Raw genomic sequence first — 13032 nt, forward strand, 5'->3', positions numbered from 1 at the left:
CGTGAGGAACTCAGGCCCGACCAAGCACGTGTTCGTGACCGGAGGCGTCGCCTCCTCGCTCGGGAAGGGACTCACGGCCTCCAGCCTGGGTCGGCTGCTGCGCTCGCGCGGCCTCCGGGTGACGATGCAGAAGCTCGACCCCTACCTCAACGTCGACCCCGGGACGATGAACCCGTTCCAGCACGGCGAGGTCTTCGTGACCGACGACGGGGCGGAGACGGACCTCGACATCGGTCACTACGAGCGCTTCCTCGACACCAACCTGTCGCAGATCGCCAACGTCACCACGGGGCAGGTCTACTCGAGCGTGATCGCCAAGGAGCGCCGCGGCGACTACCTCGGCGACACCGTGCAGGTGATCCCGCACATCACCAACGAGATCAAGGACCGCATCCTGGCCATGGGCGGGCCGGACATCGACGTGGTCATCACCGAGGTCGGCGGCACCGTCGGCGACATCGAGTCCCTGCCCTTCCTCGAGGCGGCCCGCCAGGTGCGCCACGACGTGGGGCGCGGCAACGTCTTCTTCATCCACGTCTCCCTGGTGCCCTACATCGGCCCGTCCAAGGAGCTTAAGACCAAGCCCACCCAGCACTCCGTCGCTGCGCTTCGACAGGTCGGCATCCAGCCGGACGCCATCGTGTGCCGTGCCGACCGCGAGCTGCCGGCCTCGATCAAGAAGAAGATCGCCCTGATGTGCGACGTCGACGACGAGGCCGTCGTCACCGCCGCGGACGCGCCGTCGATCTACGACATCCCCAAGGTGCTGCACCGCGAGGGGCTCGACGCCTACCTGATCCGCCGCCTCGACCTGCCCTTCCGCGACGTGGACTGGACGCTGTGGGACGACCTGCTGCGCCGGGTGCACCACCCCGAGGAGGAGGTCACCGTCGCGCTCGTGGGCAAGTACGTCGACCTGCCCGACGCCTACCTCTCCGTCGTCGAGGCGTTGCGCGCAGGCGGCTTCGCCCACGAGGCGAAGGTGAACCTGCGCTGGGTCGCCTCCGACGAGTGCGCCACTCCCGCAGGCGCGGCCAAGCACCTCGGTGACGTCGACGCCGTGTGCGTGCCCGGCGGCTTCGGGATCCGCGGCATCGAGGGGAAGCTGGGGGCGCTGACCTACACCCGCAGCCACGGCATCCCGACCCTGGGCCTGTGCCTGGGCCTGCAGTGCATGGTCATCGAGTACAGCCGTGAGGTGCTGGGTCTCGTGGGGGCCGGCTCCACCGAGTTCGACCCGGGCACCAGCGAGCCGGTCATCGCGACGATGGCCGAGCAGGTCGACATCGTCGACGGCGCCGGGGACCTCGGCGGCACGATGCGCCTGGGGCTCTACCCGGCCGAGCTCAAGGAGGGCTCGCTCGTGCGTGCGGCGTACGGCGCGGCCGAGGTCGAGGAGCGCCACCGGCACCGCTACGAGGTCAACAACGCCTACCGCGACGACCTGGAGAAGGCCGGCCTGGTCTTCTCCGGCACGTCCCCGGACAACAACCTCGTCGAGTTCGTCGAGCTGCCCAGCGACGTGCACCCGTTCTACGTCGCCACCCAGGCCCACCCCGAGTACCGCTCGCGGCCCACGCGGCCGCACCCGCTCTTCGCGGGGCTCGTGGGGGCGGCCATCGCCCGCCAGCGCGAGCTGCGCTTCCCGATCGACGAGACCGGGCTGCGACGCAGGGCCGCCGACGACCAGGCGTGACGCCGCCAGCGTGATGCCAGCAGCGTGACGCCGGGCGCGGCTAGTAGCGTCACGCTCATGCAGCCCGAGCACCCGCCCCTGGAGGACGAGCCGACCAGGTGGCCGGTGGCCTCCTCCGGCGACCTGCACCGCGACGGCTGGGTGGTCGCGCTGCGGGAGGACCACATCCGTCGGCCCGGGCACCCCGAGGAGGAGCCGTTCCGTCGGGTCGTCCTGGAGCACCCGGGGGCCGCGGTCGTGCTGGCGGTCGACGAGCAGGAGCGGGTGCTGTGCCTGTGGCAGTACCGCCACGCCGCCGGACACCGCTTCGTCGAGATCCCGGCCGGGCTGATGGACGGCGACGGCGAGGACCCTCTCGACGTGGCGCAGCGCGAGCTGGCCGAGGAGGCCGGTCTGGCAGCAGCGCAGTGGACCCACCTGGTCTCCACGTACGCCTCACCCGGGATCTCGGCCGAGCTGGCCCACCTCTACCTCGCCCGCGACCTGAGCGACGTCGGTCGCGGCGACTTCGAGCCCGAGCACGAGGAGGCGGAGATGCAGGCCGCCTGGGTGCCGTTCGACGACCTGGTCGAGGGGGTGCTGGCGGGGCGTCTGTGTGACGCACCTCTCGTCATCGCGATACTGGTGGCCCAGGCTCGCGGTCTCGCGGGCCGTTCACGGCCGGAAGCGGGTAAGGGCACATGAAGGTAGGCGTCCCGAAGGAAGTCAAGAACCACGAGTACCGGGTGGCGATCACGCCCCTGGGGGTCAACGAGCTCGTCGCGGCGGGCCACCAGGTGGTGATCGAGAAGACCGCCGGGCTCGGCTCGCAGGTCACCGACCAGGAGTACGTCGCCGCCGGGGCCGAGATCCTCCCCGACGCGGATGCCGTGTGGGGCAGCGCCGACCTGATCTTGAAGGTCAAGGAGCCGGTCGCCGAGGAGTACCACCGGATGCGGGAGGGGCAGGTGCTCTTCACCTACCTCCACCTGGCGGCCGACAAGCCGCTGACCGACGAGCTGCTGGCCCGCAAGGTCACCGCGATCGCCTACGAGACGGTGCAGCTCGACAACGGCACCCTGCCGCTGCTCTACCCGATGTCGGAGGTCGCCGGCTGCCTGGCGCCCCAGGTCGGCGCGCACTCGCTGCTCAAGGCCCAGGGCGGGCGCGGCGTGCTGCTCGGCGGCGTCGGCGGCGTGGCCAACGCCAAGGTCGTCATCATCGGCGCCGGGGTGTCGGGCCAGAACGCCGCCAACATCGCGCTGGGCATGGGCGCCGACGTGACCCTGCTCGACACCGACCTCGAGAAGCTCCGGATGTCGTTCTGGCGCTACAACAACAAGGTGCACGGGCTGGCCTCCTCGAAGCTGGCGATCGAGCAGCACGTCACCGAGGCCGACATGGTCATCGGTGCGGTGCTGATCCCCGGTGCTGCGGCCCCCAAGCTGATCAGCAACGAGCTGGTCTCGCGGATGAAGCCGGGCTCGGTGCTCGTCGACATCGCCGTCGACCAGGGCGGTTGCTTCGAGGACACGCGGCCCACCACGCACGCCGACCCCACGTTCCAGGTGCACGACTCGGTGTTCTACTGCGTGGCCAACATGCCTGGCGCGGTGCCGACCACGTCGACGTACGCCCTGACCAACGCGACCCTGCCGTACGCCGTCGCGCTGGCGAACAAGGGCTGGCGCCGGGCGCTGGGCGACGATCCGTGCCTGGCCAAGGGTCTCAACACCCACGACGGCCGGCTGACCAACGCCCCCGTGGGCGACGCCACCGGCATCGAGACCGTGTCCCTGGAGCAGGTGCTCTCCTGACCGTGCCCGCCCTCGACGCCCGTACGGCGGCCGCGACCGGTGCTCTCGCGGTCGCGGTGCGCACCTACCTCGACCACCTCTCCGTGGAGAGGGGGCTCGCGACGAACACGCTCGCGTCCTACCGGCGCGACCTGCGCCGCTACCTGGGCCACCTCGCGGCCCAGGGGGTGGAGCGGCTCGACGACGTGACCGAGGCCAGCGTCAGCGCCTTCCTGGTCGGCCTGCGCGAGGGGGACGCCGAGCACCCGCCGCTGAGCTCGACCTCCGCGGCCCGCACGGTCGTGGCCGTGCGCGGCTTCCACCGCTTCGCGCTGAGCGACGGTCTGGCGAGCAACGACCCGGCCAGCGGCGTCAAGCCGCCCACCCCGGCCAAGAGGCTGCCCAAGGCCCTGCCGCTGGGCGACGTCGAGGCGATCCTCGAGGCCGCCGGGGCACCGGGCACCACGCTCGCCCTGCGCGACCGGGCGCTGCTCGAGGTGCTCTACGGCACCGGTGCACGCATCTCCGAGGCCGTGGGGCTCGACGTCGACGACCTCGACCTCGCGCCCCAGGAGGACGGCCCGCTCGAGGGGACGGTGCTGCTGCGCGGCAAGGGCGGCAAGGAGCGCATCGTCCCGGTCGGGTCCTACGCCCGGGCCGCCGTCGAGGCCTATCTCGTGCGCGGACGGCCCGAGCTGGTCGCGGCCGCCTCGAGCGCCGGACCCGGGGGGGCGCTGTTCCTCAACGCCCGCGGCGGCCGGCTGTCGCGCCAGTCCGCCTGGACCGTGCTGACCCGGGCGGCCGAACGGGCAGGGGTGTCACGGCACGTCTCGCCGCACACGCTGCGCCACTCCTTCGCCACCCACCTGCTCGACGGCGGCGCCGACGTCCGGGTGGTCCAGGAGCTGCTCGGACACGCCTCCGTCACCACCACGCAGGTCTACACGCTCGTGACCGTCGACAACCTGCGCGAGGTCTTCGCGACCGCGCACCCGAGAGCCCGAGGCTGATGACCACGCAGGACCGCACCGCCATCCACGACGACCAGGCTCCCCAGGAGGGCCAGCAGCCCCAGGGCTTCGCCTGGCCCCGCGTCGGTGCCGACGACGACGCGGTCTACGACGCGGTGACGGCGTACGCCGCCACCAAGGGCCTGGAGCTCTACCCGCACCAGGACGAGGCGGTGCTCGAGCTGCTCGCCGGCAGCAACGTGGTGCTCGCGACCCCCACGGGGTCGGGCAAGTCGTTGGTCGCCCTGGCCGCGCACGCGACCGCGCTGGCCGACGACCGTGTGTCGTTCTACACCGCGCCGATCAAGGCGCTGGTGAGCGAGAAGTTCTTCGACCTGTGCACCGTCTTCGGCGCCGAGAACGTCGGGATGCTCACCGGCGACGCCGCCGTCAACGTCGACGCCCCGATCATCTGCTGCACCGCCGAGGTGCTGGCCAACCTCGCCCTGCGCGAGGGGCGTCACGTCGACGTGGGGCTCGTGGTGATGGACGAGTTCCACTACTACGGCGAGCCCGAGCGGGGCTGGGCGTGGCAGGTGCCCCTGCTCGAGCTGCCACAGGCGCAGTTCCTGCTGATGTCGGCCACCCTCGGCGACCTCACCGAGCTGGGGGAGGACCTCACCCGCCGCAACGGGCGCGAGACCGCGATCGTCGACGACGCCGAGCGGCCGGTGCCGTTGTCGTTCACGTGGTCGCTCGACCCGCTGCCGGAGCGGCTCGAGGAGATCGTGACCACCGGCCAGGCGCCGGTCTACGTCGTGCACTTCACCCAGGCCGCGGCTGTCGAGCACGCCACCTCGCTGCTCAACGCCGGCTGGATCCCCAAGCCCACCGGGATGACCGAACGACTGGCCGGGACCCGCTTCGGGCCGGGGTTCGGCAAGACGCTGAGCAAGCTGCTCAAGCGGGGCGTCGGCGTGCACCACGCGGGCATGCTGCCCCGCTACCGCCGCCTGGTCGAGCAGCTCGCCCAGGCCGGTGAGCTCTCCGTCATCTGCGGCACCGACACCCTCGGGGTGGGCATCAACGTGCCGATCCGCACCGTGCTCTTCACCGGGCTCGCGAAGTTCGACGGGACCCGCCAGCGGGTCCTGCGCACCCGCGAGTTCCTCCAGATCGCCGGGCGGGCGGGCCGGGCCGGCTTCGACACCGCCGGCTACGTCGTGGTGCAGGCTCCCGAGCACACCATCGAGAACGAGAAGGCCAAGGCCAAGGCCGCCGCCAAGAACGCCGCGATGAGCGAGGAGAAGCAGGCCAAGCGCAAGTCGAAGGCCCAGCTGCGCAAGCCGCCCGAGGGCACGGTGGTGTGGACCGAGCAGACCTTCGACAAGCTCGTCGCCGGCGAGCCCGAGCAGCTGATGTCGCGGATGAAGATCGACAACTCGATGATCCTCAACGTGCTGTCCCGCGACGAGGACGCCTTCGCGGTCCTGCGGCGCCTGCTCACCGACAACCACGAGGACCCGCGCGCGCAGCGTCGCCTGTCGCTGCGGGCGCTGCGCCTGGCCCGGTCGCTGGTGACCTCCGGGGTGGTGGTGCGCCTCGACCCGCCTGACGAGCACGGTCGCCGCTACCGGCTGACCCATGACCTGCCGCCCGACTTCGCGCTCAACCAGCCCCTGGCGCACTTCGCCATGGAGGCCTTCGAGGTGCTGACCCCGCCGGAGGAGTCCGGCGACCCCGTGACGCACGCCCTGGACGTCGTCTCGGTCGTCGAGGCGGTCCTCGACTCGCCGCGCCAGGTCCTGATGGCCCAACAGTGGGCGGCGCGCGGTGAGGCCGTCAACGAGATGAAGGCCGACGGCATCGAGTACGAGGAGCGGATGGCGCTGCTCGAGGAGATCTCCTGGCCGCAGCCGCTCGCCGAGCTGCTGGGCGCGGCGTACGAGGCGTACCGCGGGGCGCACCCCTGGTTGCCCGAGGACGCGCTCGACCCCAAGTCGGTGGTGCGGCAGATGTACGAGCAGGGGATGAGCTTCACCGACCTCGTCGGGCGCTACCAGCTGGCCCGCTCCGAGGGGCTCGTGCTGCGCTACCTCACCGACGCCTACCGCACGTTGCGCCAGAGCGTGCCCGAGCAGCACCGCTCCGAGGAGCTCGAGGAGCTCGTGGAGTGGCTCGGCGAGACCGTGCGCCAGACCGACTCATCGCTGCTCGACGAGTGGGAGGCGCTGAGCGACCCCGAGGGCGCGCTGGCCCGGTTGGGTGCCGAGCTCACCCAGCACGCCCCGCCGCCGCCCCCGCGTCCGCTCACGCAGCAGGGCCGCTCGTTCGAGGTGATGGTGCGCAACGCGATGTTCCGTCGGGTGGAGCTGGTGGCCCGCGACGACCTCGACGGGTTGATGGCCCTCGAGCGGGCCGCCGCCGACCGGACCGATCCGGCCCGCGAGGTCGTGATGGGCCGCTCGGCGTGGGACAGCGCGATCGAGGAGTACTACGCCGAGCACGACAGCGTCGACCTCGGGCCCGACTCCCGTGGCCCGAAGCTGCTCCTCACGTCCGCCGAGACCGGGGTGCCGGCCGGCCTCGACGAGGACGCCGCCCCCGCCCGGTTGCTGCGGGTGCGCCAGACCGTCCACGACCCGGCGGGCGACCACGACTGGGTCATCGATGCCGTCGCCGACCTCGACGCCACCGACGAGCTCGGCGAGCTGGTGCTGCCCACCGTGGCGTTCCACCGGCTCTGAGCGGACCGCTCCTCGCCCCGGGGACGCCCGCGGCGAGGTGCCGGCGATGATTTCGGGGACGACAAGGGGTCTGTGTCGTGGCCAGGCACGACCCGGAGTGCGGCGGTCGGAACCAACAGAAGGAGACCGGACGTGAGTGACGGCGCCACCCTCTGGAACGCGGTCCACCAGGAACGCCACCGTCTCGTGGGGGACCTGCAGCGCATCTCGGACGAGCAGTGGCAGGTCCCGTCGCTGTGTCCGGGCTGGACCGTCCACGACGTGCTCGCGCACCTCGTCGACTCGGCGACCACGACCCGGTTGGGGTTCGTGCGCCAGATGGTCTTTTCACGGTTCGACTTCGATCGCGCCAACGCCGTCGGTGTGGCGCGCCATCGACGCAGCGACGCGCAGGAGACGCTGGAGGCCTTCCGTGCGGCGGCAGGTCGCACCGACTCACCACCGGCCTCCCTGGCGACCCGCCTCGTCGAGGCCTACGTCCACGGTGAGGACATCCGCCGGCCGCTCGGGCTCACGGCCCACTACCCGACCGAGCACGTGGTCACGGCGCTGTCGTACATGGCGCGCACTGGAGCAGGACTTGGTGGCGGAAAGGAACGCGTCGAGGGCCTGCGGCTGAGCCCTTCGGACTTCGATGGACCCATCGGGCAGGGGCCTGAGGTGCGAGGTGGCGCCATCTCCTTGTTGATGGCAACCAGCGGACGGTCCGTCCACCCCTCAGAGCTGACCGGGGCTGGTGCGTCGACACTCGCAGCGCGGGCCTGACAGCCAGCGGCGGTCCGCTGGGTCGGGCAGTTCGTCATCCGGGTGATGAAACCGGGAGGGACCGGTGACTAGGGTCAGTGGCATGCACGAGCACCGGCGGTTCGACGACGAGGCAGCGACCTGGGACGACGACCCGGGCCATGAGGCGCGACAGGTCGCGGTGGCCCGGGCCATCGAGGAGGTCGTGGACCTCGGCTCCGGCACGCGTGCCCTCGACGTCGGCGGAGGCACCGGCCGGCTGAGCATCCTGCTCGCCGACCGCGTCGGGTCCGTGGTCGTGACCGATCCCTCGGCCGGGATGGTGCAGGTCGCCCAGGAGCGGATCGAGGCGGCCGGGCTGGGCGACCGGCTCCGCGCCGTCCGCGCGGACCTCACGACGGACCCGCTGGAGGGGACCTACGACGTGGTGTGGAGCTCCATGGCGCTGCACCACGTGCGGGACCTGGACGGGCTCCTCCGGGCGGTGTCGGACCTGCTCGGCGACGGTGGGCGACTGGCCGTCGCCGACCTCGAGGAGGACCGGGACGGCGTCTTCCACGCCGGCAAGGTCGACTTCGACGGCCACCACGGGTTCGACCGGGAGCGGCTGACCGAGCAGCTGACGCGCGCCGGCTTCACCGAGGTCGGCTTCCTCGACGCCACGACCATCGAGAAGGAGGGCCGCGAGTTCGGGGTCTTCCTGTGCACGGCGACGAAGGGTGGCTGAGACCCCACGCCAGGGGTGGTCCGCGGGTTCGTAGCATCGGTGCCATGAGTGAGGTCGAGGTCGTCCACCAGCCCGAGCAGCACCGGTACCTGGCGCGCGTAGGAGGTGCCGAAGCCGGTTCCGCGGAGTACGAGCTCGTCGAGGACCCGGCCCGGATCGTCTTCACCCACACCGAGGTCGGTGACGACTTCGGGGGCAGGGGGTGGGTTCCGCGCTGGCGCGCACGGCCCTGGAGGAGGTCCGCGCAGCGGGGGAGCGCGAGGTCGTCGCGCAGTGCTCCTTCATCGCCGGCTGGATCGACAAGCACCCCGACTACCAGCCCCTGCTCGTCGGCTGAGGAGGTCGCCGGACGGCCTCCGACTGTCCACAGATTGCTCCACAGGGTGGGGGTCGCCTGTGCATGAGCGCGGGGGCTCGTGCACAGATCAGCGTTCACGATCGCGCTGTGACGCCCCCCGCGTGACAAACCTGCGCGAGACTGTTGTGGGCGGCCCGGCCCGGTCCTAGGCTCGCCGGAGCCCGCCTCGGGTCGCTGTGTCGACAAGGAGTCCGACCGTCGCGTGCGGGGCCGGTGGAGGAGCAGCTGATGAGCGATGGTGGGATGTCCCCGGGGACCGGAGTCGGCGCGGACGTGACGCAGCTGCCACCGCTGCTCCCACCCCCCGTCCCGCCGCCCGCCCCCGATCTCGGAGACGATCTGTCCGTGAGCGAATCCCTGCCCTTCGAGCGCCCGGTGCGCAGCGACGCCGGCGCGCCGGTGATCGGCCCGACCGGTCGCCCGATGCCGGACTTCCCCGAGCCCCGCCCGCTCAGCGTGCACGGCGGCGCCCGGGTGGTCGCGATGTGCAACCAGAAGGGCGGCGTCGGCAAGACCACGACGACGATCAACCTCGGGGCCTCCCTGGCCGAGTACGGGCGCAAGGTGCTGCTCGTGGACTTCGACCCCCAGGGGTCGCTGTCGGTCGGGCTGGGGATGCACCCGCACGAGATGGACCTGACGGTCTACAACCTGCTGATGGAGCGCGACGTCACCCACGAGGACGTCATCGTGCCCTCGGGGGTCCCGGGCATGGACCTGATGCCCTCCAACATCGACCTCTCCGCCGCCGAGGTGCAGCTGGTCCACGAGGTCGCCCGCGAGCAGACCCTGCAGCGCGTCCTCGCGCCGGCGCTCGCGCACTACGACGTCATCCTCATCGACTGCCAGCCCTCCTTGGGCCTGCTCACCGTCAACGCGCTCACCGCTGCGCACGGCGTCATCGTCCCGCTGGAGTGCGAGTACTTCGCGCTGCGCGGCGTGGCGCTGCTGAAGACGACGATCGACAAGGTCCGCGAGCGGCTCAACCCCGGGCTCGAGATCGACGGCGTCCTCGGCACCATGTTCGACGGACGCACCCTGCACTCGCGCGAGGTGATGGACCGCCTCGTCCAGGCCTGGGGCGACACGGTCTTCCACACCGTCATCCGACGCACGGTGAAGTTCTCCGACTCCACGGTGGCCGGCGAGCCGATCACGAGCTACGCGTCGTCCTCCGCGGGCGCCGAGTCCTACCGCGCGCTGTCCCGGGAGGTGCTGGCCCGTTGGCTCGACGGGTGAGCATGCCGTCCGCGGACGACCTGTTCCGTCCCACGGCCCCGGCCGCCCCGCCGGAGGCCCCCCAGGGTGACGGCTCGACCCCGCCCGCGGCGGGCGAGCCCGCCCGCAAGCGACCCAGCGGACGGGTCCGCCACGACGAGAAGATGACGGTCTACATCACCTCCGACGAGCTGCTGGCCGTCGAGCAGGCCCGGCTCACGCTGCGCAGCGCCCATGCGCTGGCGATCGACCGCGGCCGCCTGGTCCGCGAGGCGCTCGCGCTGGCGCTGGCCGACCTCGAGGAGCGCGGCGAGGACAGCGCGCTCGTACGCCGCCTCGTCGAGGAGTGAGCGCCGTGCCGGTCGTGGTCGCCGAGGACGGCTCCCACAGCCCTGCGTTCGCGGTGCACCTCGACAACTTCGAGGGTCCCTTCGACCTGCTGCTGCACCTGATCTCCAAGCACAAGCTCGACATCACCGAGGTCTCGCTGTCCCGGGTCACCGACGAGTTCATCGCTCACGTCAAGGCCCTGCGGACCGCGCCGGTGCCGGAGGGGGGCACCGGCAGGGACGCAGCGCTCGACCTCGAGCAGACGACGTCGTTCCTGCTCGTCGCTGCGACCCTCCTGGACCTGAAGGCGGCCCGGCTGCTGCCCCAGGGCGACGTCGAGGACGAGGAGGACCTGGCCCTGCTGGAGGCCCGCGACCTGCTCTTCGCCCGCCTCATCCAGTACCGCGCCTACAAGCAGGTGGCCGCGGTGGTCGCGCAGCGCCTCACCGACGAGTCCCGCCGCTACCCGCGCGCCGTGGGGCTCGAGGAGCGCTTCGCCGCACTGCTGCCCGAGGTGCTCATCGGGATCGGCCTGGACCAGTTCGCCGCGCTCGCGGCCCGGGCGCTGGCGCCCAAGCCGGTGGTCGAGGTCTCGCTGCACCACATCCACGCAGCGAAGGTCTCGGTGCGCGAGCAGGCCGCGGTCGCCGTCGAGCGGCTGCGCCGCTCCGGCACGATGACCTTCCGCACGCTGTGCCGCGACTCCCCGGACACCCTGACCACGGTGGCCCGGTTCCTGGCGCTGCTCGAGCTGTTCCGCGAGGGCGTGGTCGCCTTCGACCAGGTGACCCCGCTCGGCACGCTCACGCTGCGCTGGACCGGCGACGACGAGACCGACGCCGAGGCGCTCGTCACCGACGAGTTCGAGGGCGCCCCGCCCCCCGTGCTCACCGTCGACCCGGAAGGACCCGCATGAACGAGCCCGCCGCCCCGGCCGCCCCGGAGACCCTCGAGGTCCCGGTGGCCGCGCTGCGCCCGTCGCTGGAGGCCGTGCTGATGGTCGCCGACCAGCCGCTGGACTCCGTGAGCCTCGCGAGCGTGGTGGGGCACCCGGTCGAGACCGTGGTCGCCGCGCTGCAGCTGCTCGCCGAGGAGTACGACGAGCAGGACCGCGGCTTCGAGCTGCGCCACGTGGCCGGCGGGTGGCGCTACTACACCCGGGAGGCCTACGCAGCGGTGGTCGAGCAGCTGGTGCTCGAGGGCCAGCAGGCCCGGCTGACCCAGGCCGCGCTCGAGACGCTCGCCGTGGTGGCCTACCAGCAGCCGGTCTCGCGCGCCCGGGTCTCCGCGGTGCGCGGCGTCAACGTCGACGGGGTGATGCGCACCCTGCTCACCCGCGGGCTGGTCCAGGAGGCCGGCCAGGACGCCGAGACCGGGGCGAACCTCTACCGCACCACCCGCTACTTCCTGGAGCGCATCGGGGTCTCGTCGCTCGACGAGCTGCCCGAGCTGGCGCCGTACCTCCCGGAGATGGACGACCTCGAGGACGAGCTCGAACGGGTCGGCGGCCTGCCCCGCACCCCCGACGCAGTCCAGGACCACCCTGCCGTGGAACCGATGACCGACAGCCAGGAGACCCCGTGAGCCGCGCCCCGCACGACCAGCCCGCCCCCCTCGGGGAGGGGGACGGCCGTGAGATCCCCCTCGACGACGACGGGACGGTGCGGCTGCAGAAGCTGCTCGCCCAGTCGGGCGTGGCCTCCCGGCGCAAGTGCGAGGAGCTGATGCTCGAGGGCCTCGTGGAGGTCGACGGCGAGGTGGTGACCCGGCTGGGCACCAAGGTCGACCCGCGCACCGCGATCGTGCGCGTCGACGGGCACCGGTTGCCGCCCATGAGCCCGCACGTCTACCTGGTGCTCAACAAGCCGCGGGGCGTGGTCTCGACGATGTCCGACCCCGAGGGCCGGCGCACGCTCTCCGACGTGGTGGCCGACCGGCCCGAGCGGCTCTTCCACGTGGGCCGGCTCGACACCGACACCTCCGGGCTGATCCTGCTCACCAACGACGGCGACTTCGCCCAGCGGATGGCGCACCCGTCGTACGAGGTGGACAAGACCTACGTCGCCGAGGTCGAGGGCCAGGTGCACCGGGGCACGATCAAGAAGCTGCTGGAGGGCGTCGTGCTCGAGGACGGTCCGGTGACGGTCAGCCGGGCGCGGCTCGTCGAGGGCAGCCACGGCCGCACCGACCGCGGGCGCAGCATCATCGAGCTGGTCATCCACGAGGGCCGCAACCGCATCGTGCGGCGCCTGCTCGACCACGTCGGGCACCCGGTGCTCCGACTGACGCGCACCGAGCTCGGCCCCGTGCGACTGGGCGGCCTGCCGTCCGGGGCGCTGCGCGAGCTGACCCGCACCGAGCTCGGCAGCCTCCTGGACCGCACCGAGCTGTGACCTGGGCGACCACTGGTCAAGCGGGGCGCCGAGCCCCGCAGCAGCACCGCTAGCCTGGCTCCCGGACCGGCAGCTGCTGGTCGAGGACGTGCAG

General features: G+C 72.1%; 12 protein-coding genes and 1 pseudogene. All 13 read left to right on the forward strand.

Translation table 11 applies throughout. The features are described 5' to 3' along the window. The first annotated feature begins 1 nt into the window (after position 1). The 13 genes and pseudogenes from I601_RS15250 (at position 2) to I601_RS15310 (ending at position 12938) form a co-directional block, all read left to right on the forward strand. The gene (locus I601_RS15250) at positions 2-1696 is read left to right on the forward strand and encodes a CTP synthase (RefSeq protein WP_068111494.1); all 1695 of its coding nucleotides are present in this window, start codon (positions 2-4) and stop codon (positions 1694-1696) included. A 57-nt stretch (positions 1697-1753) separates the two neighbouring features. Further along, positions 1754-2380, forward strand: a complete 627-nt coding sequence (locus I601_RS15255; RefSeq protein WP_068111498.1) for an NUDIX domain-containing protein — start codon at positions 1754-1756, stop codon at positions 2378-2380. Beyond that, on the forward strand, positions 2377-3492 hold the full coding sequence (gene ald / locus I601_RS15260) for an alanine dehydrogenase (RefSeq protein ID WP_068111501.1): 1116 nt from the start codon (positions 2377-2379) through the stop codon (positions 3490-3492). The genes I601_RS15255 and ald overlap by 4 nt, the downstream gene beginning before the upstream one ends. Before the next feature lie 56 nt (positions 3493-3548). After that, positions 3549-4481 (forward strand): site-specific tyrosine recombinase XerD, encoded by a 933-nt coding sequence (locus tag I601_RS15265; protein WP_179948583.1) that lies wholly within the window; start codon positions 3549-3551, stop codon positions 4479-4481. Beyond that, complete coding sequence (locus I601_RS15270; protein WP_084527686.1) at positions 4481-7168, forward strand: DEAD/DEAH box helicase; 2688 nt, start codon at positions 4481-4483, stop codon at positions 7166-7168. The genes I601_RS15265 and I601_RS15270 overlap by 1 nt, the downstream gene beginning before the upstream one ends. A gap of 132 nt (positions 7169-7300) precedes the next feature. Further along, positions 7301-7933 (forward strand): maleylpyruvate isomerase family mycothiol-dependent enzyme, encoded by a 633-nt coding sequence (locus I601_RS15275; protein ID WP_068111507.1) that lies wholly within the window; start codon positions 7301-7303, stop codon positions 7931-7933. Positions 7934-8015: 82 nt separating this feature from the next. Next, entirely contained in the window at positions 8016-8639 is a 624-nt protein-coding gene (locus I601_RS15280) for a class I SAM-dependent methyltransferase (protein ID WP_068111510.1), read from the forward strand. Positions 8640-8838: 199 nt separating this feature from the next. Further along, positions 8839-8976 (forward strand): annotated as a pseudogene (locus I601_RS21730) (GNAT family N-acetyltransferase); the annotation flags it as partial. A gap of 444 nt (positions 8977-9420) precedes the next feature. Continuing rightward, complete coding sequence (locus tag I601_RS15290) at positions 9421-10236, forward strand: ParA family protein (protein WP_237089634.1); 816 nt, start codon at positions 9421-9423, stop codon at positions 10234-10236. Further along, entirely contained in the window at positions 10221-10565 is a 345-nt protein-coding gene (locus tag I601_RS15295) for a hypothetical protein (protein ID WP_084527688.1), read from the forward strand. The genes I601_RS15290 and I601_RS15295 overlap by 16 nt, the downstream gene beginning before the upstream one ends. Next, positions 10562-11461 (forward strand): segregation and condensation protein A, encoded by a 900-nt coding sequence (locus tag I601_RS15300; RefSeq protein ID WP_068111521.1) that lies wholly within the window; start codon positions 10562-10564, stop codon positions 11459-11461. The genes I601_RS15295 and I601_RS15300 overlap by 4 nt, the downstream gene beginning before the upstream one ends. Further along, the gene (scpB, locus tag I601_RS15305) at positions 11458-12129 is read left to right on the forward strand and encodes an SMC-Scp complex subunit ScpB (RefSeq protein WP_068111524.1); all 672 of its coding nucleotides are present in this window, start codon (positions 11458-11460) and stop codon (positions 12127-12129) included. Before I601_RS15300 ends, scpB begins: the two co-directional genes overlap by 4 nt. 53 nt (positions 12130-12182) lie before the next feature. Then, the gene (locus I601_RS15310; RefSeq protein ID WP_068115036.1) at positions 12183-12938 is read left to right on the forward strand and encodes a pseudouridine synthase; all 756 of its coding nucleotides are present in this window, start codon (positions 12183-12185) and stop codon (positions 12936-12938) included. Positions 12939-13032: the final 94 nt, after the last annotated feature.

The organism is Nocardioides dokdonensis FR1436, from assembly GCF_001653335.1.
In the GTDB taxonomy this organism is placed as follows: Bacteria; Actinomycetota; Actinomycetes; order Propionibacteriales; family Nocardioidaceae; genus Nocardioides; species Nocardioides dokdonensis.